Here is an 18,011-nt window from a genome sequence, read left to right on the forward strand (position 1 = left end):
AGCAAGCTCGCTCCCGCAAGGGGAGTGCAGGGCTTATTTGTCGCGAATCGAGAAATTGGCCATGTGTTCCAATCCCTTGATCAACGCCGAGTGGTCCCAGTTGCTGCCACCGATGGCCGCGCAGGTGCTGAACACTTGCTGGGCGTTGGCGGTGTTGGGCAGGTTGATGTTCAGTTCCTTGGCGCCTTGCAGGGCCAGGTTCAGGTCCTTCTGGTGCAGGCTGATGCGGAAGCCGGGGTCGAAGGTGCCCTTGATCATGCGCTCGCCATGCACTTCGAGGATCTTCGACGAAGCGAAACCGCCCATCAGCGCCTCGCGGACCTTCGCCGGGTCGGCGCCGTTTTTCGCGGCGAACAGCAGCGCTTCGGCCACGGCCTGGATGTTCAGGGCGACGATGATCTGGTTCGCCACCTTGGCGGTCTGGCCGTCACCGTTGCCGCCCACCAGGGTGATGTTCTTGCCCATGGCCTGGAACAACGGCAAGGCGCGCTCGAAGGCCGTGCTGTCACCACCGACCATGATGCTCAGGGTCGCGGCCTTGGCGCCGACTTCACCGCCGGACACCGGGGCGTCGAGGTACTGCGCGCCTTTTTCGTTGATCTTCGCCGCGAAGGCCTTGGTGGCGGTGGGGGAAATCGAGCTCATGTCGATCACCACCTTGCCCTTGCCAACACCGGCTGCGACGCCGTCGGCGCGGAACAGCACGTCGTCGACCTGTGGGGTATCCGGAACCATGACGATGATGAATTCGGCTTCCTGGGCGACTTCCTTCGGGTTGGCCAACGCCACCGCGCCGCCGGCCACGAGGTCGGCCGGGGCCGGGTCGTGATGCTGGGACAGGAACAGGCTGTGCCCGGCCTTTTGCAGGTTGAGTGCCATGGGGTGGCCCATGATGCCGGTGCCGATGAATCCGATTTTAGCCATGAAAAAATCCTCTCTTATTAAAGTGCCCACGGACTCTGCGGCGAAGGAGCTTGCTCCCGCTGGGTCGCGTAGCGGCCCCCAGAAATCCATGCGGATAAAAATTCATGCGTCTGCTTCGCAGCCGAGCGGGAGCAAGCTCCCTCGCCACAAGAGCTCTCGCCAGTCAGATCGCGTTATGGGTTTTCAGCCAGCCCAATCCGGCTTCGGTGGTGGTCAGCGGCTTGTATTCGCAGCCGATCCAACCCTGGTAGCCGATGCGGTCCAGGTGTTCGAACAGGAAGCGGTAGTTGATCTCGCCCGTGCCCGGCTCGTTGCGGCCCGGGTTATCCGCCAGTTGCACATGGTTGATCTCGCCCAGGTGCGTCGACAGGGTCCGGGCCAGGTCGCCTTCCATGATTTGCATGTGGTAGATGTCGTATTGCAGGAACAAGTTGGCGCTGCCCACCTGCTCGCGGATCGACAGGGCCTGGGCGGTGTTGTTCAGGTAGAAACCCGGGATGTCGCGGGTATTGATGGCTTCCATGACCAACTTGATGCCTGCGCCTTGCAGCTTTTCGGCAGCGAATTTCAGGTTAGCGACGAAGGTTTTTTCCACCAAGGCTTCATCGCAGTTCTGCGGGCGAATCCCCGACAAGCAGTTGACCTGGGTGTTGCCCAGTACCTTTGCATAGGCAATTGCCAGGTCTACCCCGGCGCGGAATTCCTCGACGCGGTCCGGCAGGCAAGCGATGCCGCGCTCACCCTTGGCCCAGTCGCCGGCCGGCAGGTTGAACAGCACCTGGGTCAGGCCATTGGCGTCAAGCAGGGCCTTGAGTTCGGCGGAGCTGTAATCGTAGGGAAACAGGTATTCGACGCCGCTGAAACCGGCCTTGGCGGCCGCTTCGAAACGGGCGAGGAAATCCTGCTCAGTGAACAGCATGGACAGGTTGGCGGCGAAACGCGGCATGGTGGTCTCCTGTAAATATTGGTGAAGCCCCTGTGGGAGCGAGCCTGCACGCGAAAGCGGTGTGTCAGTCGATACTCAATGACAGGTAAATTGCCTTCGCGAGCAGGCTCGCTGCCACAAGAGGTCAGTCGAGCAACGAAATGGCTGTCGGTGCATCGTTGCCCACCAGCGCCAAGTCTTCAAATTCATTGACGGCGTTGATCTCGGTGCCCATGGAAATATTGGTCACGCGCTCCAGGATGATCTCGACGATCACTGGCACCTTGAACTCTTCGATCATCTCCTGGGCCTTGCGCAATGCCGGTTGGATGCCGGACGGTTCGAACACCCGCAACGCCTTGCAACCCAGGCCCTCGGCCACGGCGATGTGGTCCACGCCATACCCGTTGAGCTCCGGGGCGTTGAGGTTGTCGAACGACAACTGCACGCAGTAATCCATGTCGAAGCCACGCTGGGCCTGGCGGATCAGGCCCAGGTAGGAGTTGTTCACCACGACATGGATGTACGGCAGCTTGAACTGCGCGCCCACTGCCAGTTCCTCGATCATGAACTGGAAATCATAGTCGCCCGACAGCGCCACGACCTTGCGGCTCGGATCGGCCTTGACCACCCCCAGCGCGGCCGGAATCGTCCAGCCCAGGGGACCAGCCTGGCCGCAGTTGATCCAGTGGCGTGGCTTGTAGACGTGGAGAAACTGCGCGCCGGCGATCTGCGAGAGGCCGATGGTGCTGACGTAGCAAGTGTCCTTGCCGAATACCTGGTTCATTTCCTCATAAACGCGCTGCGGCTTGACCGGCACGTTGTCGAAATGGGTCTTGCGCTGCAGGCTGGCCTTGCGTTGCTGGCAATCCTGGAGCCAGGCGCTGCGGTCCTTCAGCTTGCCGGCGGCTTGCCATTCGCGGGCCACTTCGATGAACACCGTCAAGGCCGAGGCGGCGTCGGAAACGATGCCCAGGTCTGGAGTGAATACGCGGCCGATTTGCGTCGGCTCGATGTCCACGTGAATGAACGTGCGACCTTCGGTGTAGACATCCACCGAACCGGTGTGACGGTTGGCCCAGCGGTTGCCAACGCCCAGTACCACGTCCGATTTAAGCAGCGTTGCGTTGCCATAGCGGTGGGAGGTTTGCAGACCGACCATGCCGACCATCAACGGGTGATCATCGGGGATCGTGCCCCAGCCCATCAAGGTGGGGATGACCGGAATGCCGGTCAGCTCGGCGAACTCCACCAGCAATTCGCTGGCATCGGCGTTGATGATGCCGCCGCCGGCCACCAGCAATGGACGTTCAGCCTGGTTGAGCATCGCCAGGGCTTTCTCGATCTGCACGCGGTTGGCCGCGGGCTTGGCCAGGGGCAGCGGCTGGTAGGCATCGATGTCGAATTCGATCTCGGCCATCTGCACGTCGAACGGCAAGTCGATCAGCACCGGGCCTGGACGGCCGGAGCGCATTTCATAAAAAGCTTTCTGGAAGGCATACGGCACCTGGCCCGGTTCCAGCACGGTGGTGGCCCATTTGGTTACGGGCTTGACGATGCTGGTGATATCCACGGCCTGGAAATCTTCCTTGTGCATACGGGCGCGGGGCGCTTGCCCGGTGATGCACAGGATCGGGATCGAGTCGGCCGATGCGCTGTAGAGCCCGGTGACCATGTCGGTACCGGCCGGTCCCGAGGTGCCGATGCACACGCCGATATTACCGGCCTTGGTGCGGGTGTAGCCCTCGGCCATGTGCGAGGCACCTTCAACATGGCGAGCGAGGACGTGATCGATGCCACCGACCTTTTGCAGGGCGGAGTACAGCGGGTTGATTGCAGCACCCGGGATGCCGAAGGCAGTGTCCACGCCTTCACGGCGCATCACCAGGACGGCGGCTTCGATTGCTCTCATTTTGCTCATTGTTTTGTGCCTCTTACGTTTTGTAATTGTATACAAGTGGCTTTGCTGTGGAGTGTATTCATGGGGAATGGGGCAGGTCAATCCCTTTCCTCAAGCGTTTGTTTCGTTCGTCGGGTAGCAGATTTGCTGCGGCCTTTTGTCGCTCAAGGTGATTCGTAGAAATTATTGTATACAAAAAACGTGTCTGTTGTGTTCTATTTGTGGTGTTCGGTTTTGCTGAAAGTGAAGCCGCCAAGGCTTTTCCATAACAAAAGAAGGACAGCACCCATGAGCGTTCTAACCTTGAAAGTTGCCGTCAACCTGGCGGGGCAGGCCCTCGCCGCAGGTCGCGAGGTCAATGCGGCACCCTTGACCGTCGCGGTCCTGGACAGCGGCGGACACCTGGTGACCTTGCAGCGCGAAGACGGCGCCAGCCTGCTTCGCCCGCAGATCGCCATCGGCAAGGCCTGGGGCGCTATCGCCCTGGGCAAAGGCTCACGCCTGCTCGCCCAGGACGCCCAACAGCGCCCGGCGTTCTTTGCGGCGTTGAATGGTCTCGGGCAAGGCAGCGTCGTGCCGGCGCCGGGTGGCGTATTGATCCGGGATCAGGAGGGCAGGGTGCTGGGTGCGATTGGGGTAAGCGGAGATGTTTCGGATGTGGATGAGCAGGTGGCGGTGAGGGCGGTGGAGGCTCTGGCGCTGAAAGCGGATGCGGGGGGAGTTGCCTGATTCTGTGGTGAATGGACTGGCACCATCGCGAGCAAGCTCGCTCCCACAGGGTTCCATATTGGAAACATTATGTATGACGCCGCAAATCCCCTGTGGGAGCGAGCTTGCTCGCGATGGCGATCTTGCTGACACATCCAGCTAAAAGTATGTCCGGCATTCAAAGTACGCCGGCCTACCCTTTGATGACTTGATCATTGAAGAGGCAAGGAATGCCAAATCGACCTGCTTCACATCGCCTGCGCACCGGTCGTTACGGTGAGTTGAATCGAATCTATTTATTGACCACCAATACCGCTGGACGAAAGCCGGTATTCCAGAGTTTTGCTTTAGGCCGATTGGTCGTTGAGCAATTTAGGTGTGCCCAGGATGAGAGATGGGCGAAGTCATTGGCTTGGGTGATCATGCCTGACCATTTCCATTGGTTGATTGAATTGCAGCAAGGCTCGCTGAATGAGTTGATGCAAAAAACCAAGTCCTTGAGTGCTCAGGCGGTAAACATGTCCACAGGGCATAGAGGCTGCCTTTGGCAACCGGGTTACCACGATCGAGCGCTACGGCGGGAAGAGGACTTGGTAAAGCTGGCTCGCTATGTTGTGGCAAATCCACTGCGGGCAGGCCTGGTAGAGCGACTAGGCGACTATCCGCTGTGGGATGCCATCTGGCTTTGACTTGGAATCGAGTTGCCTTCATCGCGAGCAAGCTCGCTCCCACAGGGTTCTGCGGTGAATTTAGATGCTGCGAACAACCCAAATCCCTTGTGGGAGCGAGCTTGCTCGCGATGAGGTCCACTCGGTCTGTCAGCCGGGCTCACACCCCTTCAAAACCAACCGGATAATCGTCTGCGCCGCCGCTTCGTAATCCGCTTCATCGAGCTTGGCCTTGCCGGTCACGGCGCTGATCTGCCAGTCGAAATCGGCGTAGGTCTGGGTGGCGGCCCAGATGCTGAACATCAGGTGGTTGGGGTCGATCGGGGCGATTTGGCCGCGGTCGATCCAGGTCTGGATGCAGTCGATGTTGTGCCGCGCCTGGGCGTTGAGCTGTTCGATGAGGTCGGCGCTCAGGTGCGGGGCGCCGTGCATGATTTCGCTGGCGAAAACTTTCGAGGCGAACGGCAGGTCGCGGGAGATGCGGATCTTGGAGCGGATGTAGTGGCTCAGCACTTCGCCCGGCTCGCCGTCGGCGTTGAAGGGGGTGGAGGCCTGGAGAATCGGCTCGATGATGCTTTCAAGGACCTCGCGATAGAGGTTTTCCTTGGATTTGAAGTAGTAGTAGACGTTGGGTTTGGGCAAGCCCGCCTTGGCCGCGATGTCACTGGTTTTGGTCGCGGCGAAGCCCTTGTCGGCAAATTCTTCGCTGGCGGCACGCAGGATCAGTTCTTTGTTGCGCTCGCGGATAGTGCTCATAAACCCTGGGGTTCCTTGCCGATTATGGCGGTGGCGCATGGTAGCACCGGCCTCGCGCGGCGCTCAAGAATGCCCCAGGGCGGCGCGGGTCGCGGTATGCTGCGCGGCATTATTGTTCAAGGAGCCCCTCCATGGCTGGAAGCAGTTTGCTGGTTTTGATCGACGACATTGCCACGGTACTCGACGATGTGGCGCTGATGACCAAGATGGCCGCCAAGAAGACGGCGGGCGTGCTCGGTGATGACCTGGCGCTCAATGCCCAGCAAGTCTCGGGCGTGCGGGCCGAGCGGGAATTGCCGGTCGTCTGGGCGGTAGCCAAGGGCTCGTTCATCAACAAGCTGATCCTGGTGCCGTCGGCGTTGGCCATCAGCGCGTTCGTGCCTTGGCTGGTGACGCCGTTGTTGATGGTTGGCGGCGCCTACCTGTGCTTTGAAGGGTTCGAAAAACTCGCCCACAAATTCCTTCACAGCAAGGCTGAAGACCAGGCCGAACACGTGCAACTGGTCGAGGCGGTGGCCGATCCGGCGGTCGATCTGGTGGCTTTTGAAAAGGACAAGATCAAGGGCGCGGTGCGCACCGACTTCATCCTCTCGGCGGAAATCATCGCCATCACCCTCGGCACCGTCGCCGATGCGCCGCTGACCCAGCAGGTGATCGTGCTGTCGGGCATCGCCATTGTCATGACCGTGGGTGTGTATGGTCTGGTGGCGGGGATCGTCAAGCTCGACGACCTGGGATTGTGGCTGACCCAGAAGCCAGGGCAGGCAGCCAAAAGCATCGGCGGGGCCATCCTGCGCGCGGCGCCTTACATGATGAAAGGCCTGTCGGTGATCGGCACTGCGGCGATGTTCCTGGTGGGCGGCGGCATCCTGACCCATGGCGTGCCGGCGGTGCATCACTGGATCGAAGGTGTCGCGGCGAGTGCCGGTGGCGCCGGGTTCATCGTGCCGATGTTGCTCAATGCAGTAGCGGGGATCGTCGCGGGGGCGGTGGTGCTGGCCGGTGTGTTGGCGGTGGGCAAGGTCTGGAAGGCGCTGAAAGGCTAAAACTGACAACACATAACCCCTGTGGGAGCGAGCTTGCTCGCGATGACGGCCTGACATCCAACATTAATGTTGCCTGACAGACTGCCATCGCGAGCAAGCTCGCTCCCACAGTAGGTTTTGGGGGGGCTGAAAGTTATTCGGCGATCTGCAACTTCCGCGACTCGGTGTACACGTAGCGCACCTTTTCATACTCGAACGGCGAGTTCAGCTGGCCGTAGCGGAAGCTGGTCTGGTAGCGCTTGTCCACGCCGCGCAGGAGCAGCAGTTCCGGGTGATCGGAGCTGACTTCGGAGACGTTCAGGAAATTGATCGCCGATTCGGCCGTGTAGTCCACCAGCAGGCCCGAGGTGTCGCGCAGGTTCGACGGGCCGAAGATCGGCAGCACGAAGTACGCGCCAGCAGGTACGCCATAGAAGCCCAGGGTTTGGCCGAAGTCTTCGCTCTGGCGCGGCAGGCCCATGGCGGTGGCCGGGTCCCACAGGCCGGCGACACCGACGGTGGTGTTGAGCAACAGCCGTGCGGTGGTTTCCATCGAACGCTTGCCCTTGAATTGCAGCAGGCTGTTCATCAGGTTCGGCACGTCGCCCAGGTTATTGAAAAAGTTGCTCACACCGGTGCGCACAAAGCTCGGGGTGACGTAGCGGTAGCCATCGACCACGGGCAGGAACACCCATTGGTCGAAGCGGTAGTTGAAGTGATAGACGCGACGGTTCCACGATTCCAGTGGGTCGTAGACGTTCAGGGCGTTGAGCGTCGAGCGTTCGAATTCGCGTTGGTCCAGGCCCGGGTTGAACTTGAGCTTGGTCAGCGGTTCCTTGAACCCGTCAGCATCCACCACCACGGGCGCATCGGCCTTGCTGTTATCGGCGTGGACCATGCCCGCGCTCATTAACGCGGCGATCAGCAGGAGGTATTTAGCCACGGAAGAACTCCAGCATGGCGTCGCTGTTGACGCGGTAGTTAAGGTTGCCGCAGTGGCCGCCCAGTGGATAGACCGTCAGGCGGTCGCCAAAAGTCTTGCGCAGGAAGCCCAGGTCACCGGGCCCGAGGATCACATCGTCGGCGTTGTGCATCACCGCAATCTTCGGGCTGGCCTGCAGATAATCCTTCAGCGCATACAGACTGACCTGGTCGACCAGTTGCAACAGGCTGCCGCCGTCGGTGCGCGCCCGCCACATCGGGATGACCTGCTCGGTGAGGTAGCAGTCGAAATCGCATTGCAGCGCACGCTTGAGGAACGGCGTCAGGCTGGTGCTTTCGGTGATCGGGAATTTGGGCGGGATGATCAGGCCGCGGCGGTTGATCAGGTCCGAGGTGAAGGCGATGTCGGCCGCCGAGAAGCGGAACGAGGTGCCGATCAGCATTGCCATCTGCTCGTTGCTCAAGTGTTGCTTGGACTGCTGGAAATCGTAGAGCAGGGCATCGTTGAGGTCGATGTAGCCTTTTTGCTGGAAGTAGCGGGTCAGCTTGTTCAGCACCAGCTCATAAAAGGTGGTGGTGCTGTTGATGCCCTTGACCTCGGTCTGGACCAGTTTGTCCAGGTTGGTGATCGAGGTGTAGAGGTTCACCGGCGGGTTCAGCAGCAGGACCTTCTTGAAATTGAAGCTGCGGCGGGTTTCGTCCAGGTGCGCGACGAAGGCCGCGTCCAAGGCGCCGAGGCTGTAGCCGGTCAGGTAATACTCGGTGACGGGGACTTTCGGATTCTGCGCGCGCACGGCCTGCATCACCCGGTACATGTCTTCGGCGTCTTCCTTGGTGATGCCTGGGGTGGCGAAGCGCGAGGCGGCACTCATGAAGTCGAAACTGGTGGGCGAAGACAGCTGCACCACGTGATAACCGGCTTTGTAGTAGAGGCGCTTGAGGTACTCGTTGAGCGTGCTGTCATACCGTGCGCCGGTGCCGGCGATCAGGAAGATCAGCGGTGCAGGCTTGTCCTGGGTCGCCATGCGGTAGGTGAGGCTTTTCACCGGCCAGAAATTGTCCGGCAGGATGAACTCGCGTTCGGGGCGCAGGGTGACGGTATGGTCCGACTGGTTGATGTCCTCGTTCAGCGGCAGTTCCGGTCTCAGGTCCGGCGGGGTGGTGGCGATGGTCGCCTCGAACGGGTTGGTCAAGGGATAGCCATAGCTGGCGGCGTCGATGTCCACCGCCAGCGCGGACGCACTCAAGATAAGGCCGCCAATGAGGGCAGCGAAGCGCAAGGAACGGAGCATGACTAAATCCCTTAGAGGAAGGTGCCGAATGAGGTTCGCAGCCTATGACCATCGAAGCCAAGCCAAGTGCCATGACGGCTGCAAAACAAGCGCGAAAGGGGCGCAAGAGTAGCGGGACAATACACGCTGTGGCGTGGTGGCGGCTAGTGGAGCTGCCGGCTTCTTGGTACGCCCATGCAAGGTTTGAGCGGAATCGGCCCGGCAAAACCGCTTAAATGCTTTGCTGGCTTTCTGATGTCGTTTCTCGTTGCTTCGGCGTCGCAGACAGAGCAGGTTCCAGAACGGCGCAGGTTGATGATCAGCCAGTCAGTACTCCGCTGGCGTTCGGACCGGTTTTGCAGGCGAGCGTGATGGGGGCGCTGTGCACCATAACAATACGTTGACGCCGCTCGGCATCCGTCGGGCGCAGCACTTTCGGGGAAGTAACGATGAAGATGCGACGACTCTTGGGCGCAGGTGCCGCACTGGTACTGGCGATCAGCTCCACCTTGGCCAGCGCCGAGAACAAAACCCTGAGCATTGGCTACGTTGATGGCTGGTCCGACAGCGTCGCCACCACGCACGTGGCCGCCGAAGTCATCCAGCAGAAACTCGGCTATGACGTGAAGTTGCAAGCCGTCGCGACCGGGATCATGTGGCAGGGCGTGGCCACCGGCAAGCTCGATGCAATGCTCTCGGCCTGGCTGCCAGTGACCCACGGCGACTATTGGACCAAGAACAAGGATCAGGTGGTCGACTACGGCCCGAACTTCAAGGACGCCAAGATCGGCTTGATCGTGCCTGAGTACGTCAAGGCCAAATCCCTCGAAGACCTGAAGACCGACGATTCCTTCAAGAAGCGCATCGTTGGCATCGACGCCGGTTCAGGCGTGATGCTCAAGACCGAACAGGCCATCAAGGACTACGACCTGACCGGCTATCAACTCAAGGCCAGCTCCGGCGCCGGCATGATTGCCGAGCTGACCCGGGCCGAGAAAAAGAACGAGTCCATCGCCGTCACCGGTTGGGTGCCGCACTGGATGTTCGCCAAGTGGAAACTGCGCTTCCTGGAAGACCCGAAAGGCGTCTATGGCGCAGCTGAGACGGTAAACAGCATCGGCAGCAAAGGCCTGGAAGCCAAGGCGCCGGAAGTCGCTGCATTCCTGAAGAAATTCCAATGGTCTTCGAAAGACGAAATCGGTGAAGTCATGCTGGCGATCCAGGAAGGCGCCAAGCCGGAAGCCGCTGCCAAGGATTGGGTTGCCAAGCACCCGGACCGCGTGAAGGAGTGGACCGGCAAGTAATCGGCCTGGTCTGACTGTTCCGAAAACCGCATGAGCTGGAGGCATGCGGTTTTTTTGTGCGTGCGATTCCTGAATTTTCCACTAAACCCTGTGGGAGCGAGCTTGCTCGCGATGATGGCGCAACATTCAACGCAGATGCAAACAGACACACCGCTATCGCGAGCAAGCTCGCTCCCACAGGGATCGTTGCAAAAAACTGCGGAAAACTGGCAAAACCGTCATGTCGTTCTAATACTAAGGTCGTCTGGAACCTGGCCTTGAGCCGCATAGAGTAGGGTCGTTCCAATTAAATCTGTGCTGCGAGGATAAAAACAATGAACGACAGCATTTACCTCTCGATTCAAAACAGCCCGCGCTTCAAGGAGCTGGTGAGAAAAAGGGAAAAGTTCGCCTGGATTCTCTCGGCGATCATGCTAGGGCTGTACTCCGGCTTCATCCTTCTGATTGCCTATGGGCCGCACATTCTCGGGGCGAAGATCACACCCGAGTCCACCATTACCTGGGGTATTCCCATCGGCGTCGGCCTGATTGTCTCGGCCTTCGTCCTGACCGGTATCTATGTGCGACGTGCCAATGGCGAGTTCGACGACCTGAACAATGCGATTCTCAAGGAGGCTCAGCAATGATCCGGCGCCTAATGGCTCTATTGAGCATCGCAGCGTTCGCTCCGGGCGCCTGGGCGGCTGAAGCCCTGACCGGTGCCGTGCAGAAGCAACCCCTCAACGTCGCTGCTATCCTGATGTTCGTGGCCTTTGTGGGCGCGACCCTCTACATCACCTACTGGGCATCCAAGAAAAACAACTCGGCCTCCGACTACTATGCGGCCGGCGGCAAGATCACAGGCTTCCAGAACGGCCTGGCGATTGCCGGTGACTACATGTCGGCGGCGTCCTTCCTGGGGATTTCCGCGCTGGTGTTCGCGTCTGGTTATGACGGTCTGATCTACTCCATCGGTTTCCTGGTGGGCTGGCCGATTATTCTGTTCCTGATCGCCGAACGCCTGCGTAACCTGGGCAAATACACCTTTGCCGACGTGGCGTCCTATCGCCTCGGGCAAACCCAGATCCGCAGTCTGTCCGCTTGCGGCTCGCTGGTGGTGGTGGCGTTCTACCTGATCGCGCAAATGGTCGGTGCCGGCAAGCTGATCCAGTTGCTGTTCGGTCTGGACTACCACGTTGCGGTGATCCTGGTCGGCATACTGATGTGCCTCTACGTGTTGTTCGGCGGCATGCTGGCGACCACTTGGGTACAGATCATCAAGGCTGTGCTGTTGCTGTCGGGTGCTTCGTTCATGGCCTTGATGGTCATGAAGCACGTCGGCTTCGACTTCAACACGCTGTTTGCCGAAGCGGTCAAGGTTCACCCTAAAGGCGAGGCGATCATGAGCCCTGGTGGCTTGGTGAAAGATCCGATCTCGGCCTTCTCCCTGGGCTTGGCGCTGATGTTCGGTACCGCTGGCCTGCCACACATCCTGATGCGCTTCTTCACCGTGAGCGACGCCAAGGAAGCTCGCAAGAGCGTGCTGTATGCCACTGGCTTTATCGGTTACTTCTACATCCTGACCTTCATCATCGGCTTTGGCGCAATCCTGTTGGTCAGTACCAACCCGGCGTTCAAGGACGCGGCAGGTGCCTTGCTGGGCGGCAACAACATGGCGGCGGTGCACCTGGCCAACGCGGTGGGCGGCAGCATCTTCCTGGGTTTCATCTCGGCGGTGGCGTTCGCGACGATCCTGGCGGTAGTCGCAGGCCTGACCCTGGCCGGTGCCTCGGCGGTGTCCCACGACCTGTATGCCAGCGTGATCAAGAAAGGCAAGGCCAACGAGAAGGATGAGATTCGCGTCTCGAAAATCACCACCATTGCCCTGGCAGTGCTGGCGATCGGCCTTGGCATCCTGTTCGAGAAGCAGAACATCGCGTTCATGGTGGGCCTGGCGTTCTCCATCGCGGCGAGCTGCAACTTCCCGGTATTGCTGCTTTCGATGTACTGGAAGAAGCTGACCACCCGTGGCGCCATGATTGGTGGCTGGCTGGGCCTGGTCAGTGCGGTGGGCCTGATGATCCTCGGCCCGACCATCTGGGTGCAGATCATGGGTCACGAGAAGGCGATCTTCCCGTATGAATACCCTGCGCTGTTCTCGATGATCATCGCGTTTGTCGGCATCTGGTTCTTCTCCATCACCGACAAGTCGGCTGAAGGCGCCAACGAGCGGGCGCTGTTCTTCCCGCAATTCGTGCGTTCGCAGACTGGCCTGGGGGCGAGTGGGGCGGTTAATCACTGAGGCGGTAAGTTGTAAGGGTAGTGATTGAAGAGGTACCCCGGTCGAGAGGCCGGGGTATTTTTTTGCATGGATATTTGTGTTGTCTGTGAGGGCGCTTTCGCGAGCAGGCTCGCTCCTACAGTGGAATGCGATCCTTGTGGGAGCGAGCCTGCTCGCGAAGACGTCGGGTCCGGCACCGATACTTTGGAGGTATAAACAAAACAGCCCCCGCTCTTATATAAGAAGCGGGGGCTGTTTCGGTGCAGCTTGGGATCTATTGCAAGGCAAGTCTTACTTGCGATCTTCCAGCTTGGTGATGTCACGCGACTCGTAGCCGGTGTACAGCTGGCGCGGGCGGCCGATCTTGTACGGGCTGGAGAGCATTTCCTTCCAGTGGGAGATCCAGCCGACGGTCCGCGCCAGGGCGAAGATCACGGTGAACATGCTGGTTGGAATGCCGATCGCCTTGAGGATGATCCCCGAGTAGAAGTCGACGTTCGGGTACAGCGAGCGCTCGATGAAGTACGGGTCGGTCAGGGCGATCTCTTCCAGGCGCATGGCCAGTTCGAGTTGCGGATCGTTCTTGATCCCCAGTTCCTTGAGCACTTCGTCGCAGGTCTGCTTCATCACGGTGGCGCGCGGATCGCGGTTCTTGTAGACCCGGTGACCGAAGCCCATCAGCTTGAACGGATCGTTCTTGTCCTTGGCCTTGGCGATGAACTTGTCGATGTTCGAGACATCGCCGATTTCATCGAGCATGGTCAGCACCGCTTCGTTCGCACCGCCGTGGGCAGGGCCCCAGAGCGCGGCGATACCGGCGGCGATACAGGCGAACGGGTTGGCACCCGACGAGCCGGCCAGGCGCACGGTGGACGTGGAGGCGTTCTGCTCGTGGTCGGCGTGGAGGATGAAGATCCGGTCCATGGCCTTGGCGAGCACCGGGCTGATCGGTTTGATCTCGCACGGGGTGTTGAACATCATATGCAGGAAGTTTTCTGCATAGGTCAGGTCGTTGCGCGGGTACATCATGGGCTGGCCCATGGAGTACTTGTAGACCATGGCTGCCAGGGTCGGCATCTTCGCCACCAGGCGGATCGCGGAGATTTCGCGATGCTGGGGGTTATTGATGTCCAGGGAGTCGTGGTAGAAGGCCGAGAGGGCGCCGACAACGCCGCACATGACGGCCATCGGGTGGGCATCGCGACGGAAACCGTTGAAGAACGTCTTCAACTGTTCGTGAACCATGGTGTGGTTCTTCACGGTGCTGACGAACTGGGCCTTCTGCTCTGCGGTCGGCAGTTCGCCGTTGAGCAGCAGGTAGCAGGTTTCCAGGTAGTCCGATTTTTCAGCCAGTTGCTCGATCGGGTAGCCGCGGTGCAGCAGGATGCCGTTGTCGCCGTCGATATAGGTGATTTTCGACTCGCACGAGGCGGTCGACATGAAACCCGGGTCAAAGGTGAAACGGCCCGTGGCCGTCAGGCCCCGTACGTCGATTACATCGGGACCAACGGTGCCGGTTAAAATGGGCAGCTCGACGGGGGCTGCGCCCTCGATGATCAACTGCGCTTTTTTGTCAGCCATGTGGCCTCCTATTAATGCTTGGAATCATCAGACAGACCCCCCACGCAGGGCCCGCACCACTATAGTGAGATAAATCCGAATGTCAATTTGCCTAAAGTCTTGCTCCAGAAGGCTTTAACCGGACTTTTTCCGCGAAATTGCCTGCCGTTTACGCCTTTTGCCGCGTATGTGCAATGCGCTATTAGGGGAAGGTGAACGCGTTGTCATTAGTAGCCTAACTGTCTATACTCGGCCACCGACCGCCAGGGGCTTTTGGGCCTGCTTTCTTGGGGGTCGTCACTCCCTGGGTGGTGAGTACCTGACCAGTGCGCGCCCCAACAACTTTGCCCTGATTGTTAGGGGCTCTTCAGTGTGAAAAAAAAGCCGTGAAAAGCCAACGACCTGTAAACCTAGACCTAAGGACCATCAAACTCCCAGTCACTGCTTACACGTCCATTCTTCACCGTATTTCCGGTGTCATCCTCTTCGTCAGCCTGGCCATCATGCTTTATGCATTGGACAAGTCGCTCGATTCGGAAGAAGGCTTCGGTCAGGTGAAAGCGTGTCTGACCAGTCCGCTAGCCAAGCTAGTGATTTGGGGCATCCTGTCCGCCTTGCTGTATCACTTGGTTGCCGGTGTGCGCCACTTGATCATGGACATGGGCATCGGTGAGACGCTGGAAGGCGGCAAGCTGGGCTCGAAAATCGTTATCGCCGTTTCCGTGGTGGTAATCGTTCTGGCAGGAGTCTGGATATGGTAACCAACGTCACGAACCTCTCGCGTTCGGGCCTCTATGACTGGATGGCGCAGCGTGTGTCTGCGGTCGTTCTCGCGGCTTATTTCATTTTCCTGATCGGATATGTCGTAGCCAACCCCGGCCTGGGCTACGCCCAATGGCATGAACTGTTTGCAAACAACTGGATGCGTATCTTCAGTCTGCTGGCACTTGTCGCACTGGGCGCCCACGCCTGGGTCGGCATGTGGACCATCGCGACCGACTACCTGACGCAGATGGCGTTCGGCAAGTCGGCAACTGCCGTACGTTTCCTCTTCCAGGCAGTATGCGGCGTTGCGATGTTCGCTTACTTCGTCTGGGGCGTGCAGATTCTCTGGGGTATCTGATTCATGGCTAACATTCCAACGATTTCTTTCGACGCCATCATCATTGGTGGTGGCGGTGCTGGCATGCGCGCCGCGCTGCAACTGGCACAGGGCGGTCACAAGACTGCCGTGATCACCAAGGTTTTCCCGACGCGCTCGCACACCGTTTCCGCCCAGGGTGGCATCACCTGCGCCATCGCTTCGGCCGACCCGAACGATGACTGGCGCTGGCACATGTACGATACCGTCAAGGGTTCCGACTACATCGGTGACCAGGACGCTATCGAATACATGTGTCAGGAAGGCCCGGCCGCGGTGTTCGAGCTGGACCACATGGGCATGCCGTTCTCCCGTACCGAGCAAGGTCGTATCTACCAGCGTCCGTTCGGCGGGCAGTCCAAGGACTACGGCAAGGGCGGCCAGGCTGCGCGTACTTGCGCGGCGTCCGACCGTACCGGTCACGCGCTGCTGCACACCCTTTATCAGGGCAACCTGAAAGCCGGTACCACGTTCCTGAACGAGTACTACGCCGTTGACCTGGTGAAGAACCAGGACGGCGCCTTCGTCGGTGTGATCGCGATCTGCATCGAAACCGGCGAAACCACCTACATCCGCGCCAAGGCCACCGTACTGGCGACCGGCGGTGCAGGCCGTATCTACGCATCCACCACCAACGCCCTGATCAACACCGGTGACGGCGTCGGCATGGCCCTGCGTGCTGGCGTGCCGGTACAAGACATTGAAATGTGGCAGTTCCACCCAACCGGCATCGCCGGCGCCGGTGTACTGGTCACCGAAGGTTGCCGCGGTGAAGGCGGTTACCTGATCAACAAGCACGGCGAGCGTTTCATGGAACGTTATGCGCCGAACGCCAAGGACCTTGCCGGTCGTGACGTTGTAGCTCGTTCGATGGTTAAAGAGATCATCGCCGGCAACGGCTGTGGCCCGAATGGCGACCACGTGATGCTCAAGCTCGACCACCTGGGCGAGGAAGTGCTGCACAGCCGCCTGCCAGGTATCTGCGAACTGTCGAAGACTTTCGCACACGTCGACCCTGTCGTTGCGCCGGTTCCAGTGGTTCCAACCTGCCACTATATGATGGGCGGCGTTGCCACCAACATTCATGGCCAGGCAATCACCCAGAACGGCGAAGGCGTGGACGAAATCATCCCTGGCCTGTTCGCAGTGGGTGAAGTGGCCTGCGTATCGGTCCACGGTGCCAACCGCCTGGGCGGCAACTCGCTGCTCGACCTGGTGGTCTTCGGTCGCGCTGCCGGCCTGCACCTGGAAAAAGCGCTGTCCGACGGCATCGAATATGACGATGCCACCGACGCCAACATCGAAGCCGCCCTGGCGCGTCTGTCCGCTCTGAACGAGCGTACCGAAGGCGAAGACGTGGCAACCCTGCGTCGCGAGTTGCAAAACTGCATGCAGAACTACTTCGGTGTGTTCCGTACCGGCGAATACATGCAGAAGGGTATTGCCCAGCTCGCACAATTGCGTGAACGAATCGCCAACGTGAAGATCAACGATAAGTCGCAGGCGTTCAACACTGCCCGTATCGAAGCGCTGGAGTTGCAGAACCTGCTGGAAGTGGCCGAAGCCACCGCCATCGCCGCAGAAGTGCGTAAAGAGTCCCGTGGTGCCCACGCCCGCGAAGACTTCGAAGACCGTGACGACGAAAACTGGCTGTGCCACACCTTGTACTTCCCGGGTGAAAAACGCGTCGCCAAGCGTGCCGTGAACTTCTCGCCGAAGACTGTTCCGACTTTCGAACCAAAAGTCCGGACTTATTAAGGGTGACCGCTATGTTGCAAGTCAGTGTTTATCGCTACAACCCTGATCAGGACGCCGCGCCGTTCATGCAGGACTTCCAGGTCGATACCGGTGGTAAAGACCTGATGGTGCTGGACGTGCTGGCCTTGATCAAAGAGCAGGACGAAGGTTTCTCCTATCGTCGCTCGTGCCGCGAGGGCGTTTGCGGCTCCGACGGCATGAACATCAACGGCAAGAACGGCCTGGCCTGCATCACGCCGCTGTCGGCCGTGGTCAAGGGCAACAAGCTGATCGTTCGTCCGCTGCCAGGTTTGCCGGTCATTCGTGACCTGGTCGTCGATATGAGCATCTTCTACAAGCAATACGAGAAGGTGAAGCCATTCCTGCAGAACGACACGCCGGCTCCGGCCATCGAGCGTCTGCAGTCCCCTGAAGAGCGTGAAAAGCTCGACGGTCTGTACGAGTGCATCCTGTGCGCTTGCTGCTCGACCTCGTGCCCATCCTTCTGGTGGAACCCGGACAAGTTCCTGGGCCCGGCCGCCCTGCTGCAAGCGTACCGCTTCCTGGCAGACAGCCGTGATACCAAGACGTCCGAGCGTCTGGCCGCACTGGATGACCCGTTCAGCGTATTCCGCTGCCGCGGGATCATGAACTGCGTCAACGTCTGCCCGAAAGGCCTGAACCCGACTAAGGCCATCGGTCACGTACGTAACATGCTGCTGCAAAACGGCGTGTGATTCAGCTGCTGTACCCGTAGAACCGCTGTACCCGTAGAGGCGAGGGCGTGGGCTTCAACCCACGTCCTGGCTATAACCAGAACAGCCGCTCACAAAGCGGCGGTTCTTATTTTGAAGAAATGAGACAAGCAGGGGCATCCGGGCTGGTACCCG

At 59.6% G+C, this 18,011-nt stretch carries 17 protein-coding genes; 10 read left to right on the forward strand and 7 right to left on the reverse strand.

The window, feature by feature from the left end; genetic code table 11:
• Nucleotides 1–33: 33 nt before the first annotated feature.
• From FHK92_RS21335 to gcl, 3 genes are all read right to left on the reverse strand, one after another.
• Nucleotides 34–924: a 2-hydroxy-3-oxopropionate reductase gene (locus FHK92_RS21335; RefSeq protein ID WP_181289823.1), complete on the reverse strand. Its 891-nt coding sequence runs from the start codon at nt 922–924 to the stop codon at nt 34–36.
• A 163-nt stretch (nt 925–1,087) separates the two neighbouring features.
• A complete protein-coding gene (gene hyi, locus FHK92_RS21340) occupies nt 1,088–1,870 on the reverse strand; it encodes a hydroxypyruvate isomerase (protein ID WP_181289824.1) in 783 nt (260 codons plus the stop codon).
• 124 nt (nt 1,871–1,994) lie between these two features.
• Nucleotides 1,995–3,770 carry a glyoxylate carboligase gene (gene gcl / locus FHK92_RS21345; protein WP_030142311.1) on the reverse strand — a complete coding sequence of 592 codons (1,776 nt, stop codon included), beginning with the start codon at nt 3,768–3,770 and terminating at the stop codon, nt 1,995–1,997.
• Nucleotides 3,771–4,037: 267 nt separating this feature from the next.
• On the opposite strand from gcl, the gene FHK92_RS21350 reads away from it, so the two are divergent.
• A complete protein-coding gene (locus FHK92_RS21350) occupies nt 4,038–4,478 on the forward strand; it encodes a GlcG/HbpS family heme-binding protein (protein WP_181289825.1) in 441 nt (146 codons plus the stop codon).
• Between the two features lie 209 nt (nt 4,479–4,687).
• Entirely contained in the window at nt 4,688–5,146 is a 459-nt protein-coding gene (locus FHK92_RS21355; protein WP_181289826.1) for an REP-associated tyrosine transposase, read from the forward strand.
• 129 nt (nt 5,147–5,275) lie between these two features.
• On the opposite strand, the gene FHK92_RS21360 is transcribed toward FHK92_RS21355, so the two are convergent.
• Nucleotides 5,276–5,881 carry a TetR/AcrR family transcriptional regulator gene (locus FHK92_RS21360; protein WP_181289827.1) on the reverse strand — a complete coding sequence of 202 codons (606 nt, stop codon included), beginning with the start codon at nt 5,879–5,881 and terminating at the stop codon, nt 5,276–5,278.
• A 131-nt stretch (nt 5,882–6,012) separates the two neighbouring features.
• On the opposite strand from FHK92_RS21360, the gene FHK92_RS21365 reads away from it, so the two are divergent.
• The gene (locus FHK92_RS21365; RefSeq protein ID WP_181289828.1) at nt 6,013–6,927 is read left to right on the forward strand and encodes a DUF808 domain-containing protein; all 915 of its coding nucleotides are present in this window, start codon (nt 6,013–6,015) and stop codon (nt 6,925–6,927) included.
• A gap of 133 nt (nt 6,928–7,060) precedes the next feature.
• Here FHK92_RS21365 and FHK92_RS21370 read toward each other — a convergent pair whose 3' ends face one another.
• Together FHK92_RS21370 and FHK92_RS21375 are read right to left on the reverse strand one after the other, a co-directional pair.
• A complete protein-coding gene (locus tag FHK92_RS21370) occupies nt 7,061–7,849 on the reverse strand; it encodes an MlaA family lipoprotein (RefSeq protein ID WP_181289829.1) in 789 nt (262 codons plus the stop codon).
• Nucleotides 7,842–9,140 carry a serine/threonine protein kinase gene (locus tag FHK92_RS21375; protein WP_181289830.1) on the reverse strand — a complete coding sequence of 433 codons (1,299 nt, stop codon included), beginning with the start codon at nt 9,138–9,140 and terminating at the stop codon, nt 7,842–7,844. Before FHK92_RS21375 ends, FHK92_RS21370 begins: the two co-directional genes overlap by 8 nt.
• Nucleotides 9,141–9,568: 428 nt before the next feature.
• On the opposite strand from FHK92_RS21375, the gene FHK92_RS21380 reads away from it, so the two are divergent.
• From FHK92_RS21380 to FHK92_RS21390, 3 genes are all read left to right on the forward strand, one after another.
• On the forward strand, nt 9,569–10,423 hold the full coding sequence (locus FHK92_RS21380; RefSeq protein WP_181289831.1) for a glycine betaine ABC transporter substrate-binding protein: 855 nt from the start codon (nt 9,569–9,571) through the stop codon (nt 10,421–10,423).
• A gap of 314 nt (nt 10,424–10,737) precedes the next feature.
• Complete coding sequence (locus FHK92_RS21385) at nt 10,738–11,049, forward strand: DUF485 domain-containing protein (RefSeq protein ID WP_122565961.1); 312 nt, start codon at nt 10,738–10,740, stop codon at nt 11,047–11,049.
• Entirely contained in the window at nt 11,046–12,704 is a 1,659-nt protein-coding gene (locus tag FHK92_RS21390) for a cation acetate symporter (RefSeq protein WP_181289832.1), read from the forward strand. The genes FHK92_RS21385 and FHK92_RS21390 overlap by 4 nt, the downstream gene beginning before the upstream one ends.
• Before the next feature lie 270 nt (nt 12,705–12,974).
• On the opposite strand, the gene gltA is transcribed toward FHK92_RS21390, so the two are convergent.
• Nucleotides 12,975–14,264, reverse strand: a complete 1,290-nt coding sequence (gltA, locus tag FHK92_RS21395) for a citrate synthase (protein WP_003172803.1) — start codon at nt 14,262–14,264, stop codon at nt 12,975–12,977.
• A gap of 365 nt (nt 14,265–14,629) precedes the next feature.
• On the opposite strand from gltA, the gene sdhC reads away from it, so the two are divergent.
• From sdhC to FHK92_RS21415, 4 genes are read left to right on the forward strand one after another with little or no spacing between them, the layout of a single operon-like run.
• Entirely contained in the window at nt 14,630–15,004 is a 375-nt protein-coding gene (gene sdhC, locus FHK92_RS21400) for a succinate dehydrogenase, cytochrome b556 subunit (RefSeq protein ID WP_024780620.1), read from the forward strand.
• Nucleotides 14,998–15,366 carry a succinate dehydrogenase, hydrophobic membrane anchor protein gene (sdhD, locus tag FHK92_RS21405; RefSeq protein ID WP_003179222.1) on the forward strand — a complete coding sequence of 123 codons (369 nt, stop codon included), beginning with the start codon at nt 14,998–15,000 and terminating at the stop codon, nt 15,364–15,366. The genes sdhC and sdhD overlap by 7 nt, the downstream gene beginning before the upstream one ends.
• Before the next feature lie 3 nt (nt 15,367–15,369).
• A complete protein-coding gene (sdhA, locus tag FHK92_RS21410) occupies nt 15,370–17,142 on the forward strand; it encodes a succinate dehydrogenase flavoprotein subunit (protein ID WP_053123969.1) in 1,773 nt (590 codons plus the stop codon).
• A gap of 11 nt (nt 17,143–17,153) precedes the next feature.
• Nucleotides 17,154–17,858, forward strand: coding sequence for a succinate dehydrogenase iron-sulfur subunit (locus FHK92_RS21415; RefSeq protein ID WP_039594133.1), 705 nt, complete (start codon nt 17,154–17,156; stop codon nt 17,856–17,858).
• The last annotated feature ends 153 nt before the right edge of the window (nt 17,859–18,011 follow it).

Source organism: Pseudomonas brassicacearum subsp. neoaurantiaca, assembly GCF_013608025.1.
In the GTDB taxonomy this organism is placed as follows: Bacteria; Pseudomonadota; Gammaproteobacteria; order Pseudomonadales; family Pseudomonadaceae; genus Aquipseudomonas.